The 637-nt window shown below is 67.0% G+C and carries 1 pseudogene; it reads right to left on the bottom strand.

The window, feature by feature from the left end:
- Nucleotides 1–637: pseudogene (locus MOV75_RS40965) on the bottom strand (hypothetical protein); the annotation flags it as partial.

Below are 637 nucleotides of genomic sequence, written 5' to 3'. Positions count from 1 at the left end.
TCACGGTCGCCGCGAGCAATGTCAGGTCGTCGAGCCGGCGGTTCGCGAGTCCGTTGCCGAGCAGTGCGAGCAGCGCCAGCATCGAGGCGAGCGCCACCGGCACGTGCAGCCAGTTGATCGCGGTGAAGTCGAGCTGCCAATTCTGCTGCCGCGCCGCGCGCATCGGCGCGGCCTGTGCGGGGATGTAGCGCTCGATGATGCCGCGGGTGTGCGGAATCCAGCCATTGGTGCCTTCGCCGGTCGCCACATGCAGCAATTGCTGGCCCATCGCCCGGAACGCCGCGCCGGCCTGCCAGGCCGGATAATCCCTAAGCGACTGCAAGACGATGTAGCCCATCTCCTCGTTCATGCCGTCGAAGCGGCCGAGCGTGTTGAACATGCTCTTGCCCCACAGGAATTCGTCGGCGGTCGCCGGCAGCTCATTGCGATACGGGCAGAGCTTGTAGCGCTCGCGCGGGCAATGATCGCTAAGGTAGCGCGCGACGATGCCGTCCTGCATCATGCGGCCGAAGGCGACGCCGTAGCCGCCGGGCGTCCAGGCAACCTTGCCGGACAGCGCATAATTCGCCGAGACCAGCATCACGCCGCCCACGACGATGGTGAGGCTCGCCTGCGCCAATCCGGCCAGCGGAAGGCG

The organism is Bradyrhizobium sp. PRIMUS42, assembly GCF_023006515.1.
Taxonomy (GTDB): Bacteria; Pseudomonadota; Alphaproteobacteria; order Rhizobiales; family Xanthobacteraceae; genus Bradyrhizobium.
The sequence above is the reverse complement of the archived record's forward strand: the minus strand, read 5'-3'. Positions and strand labels throughout refer to the sequence as shown.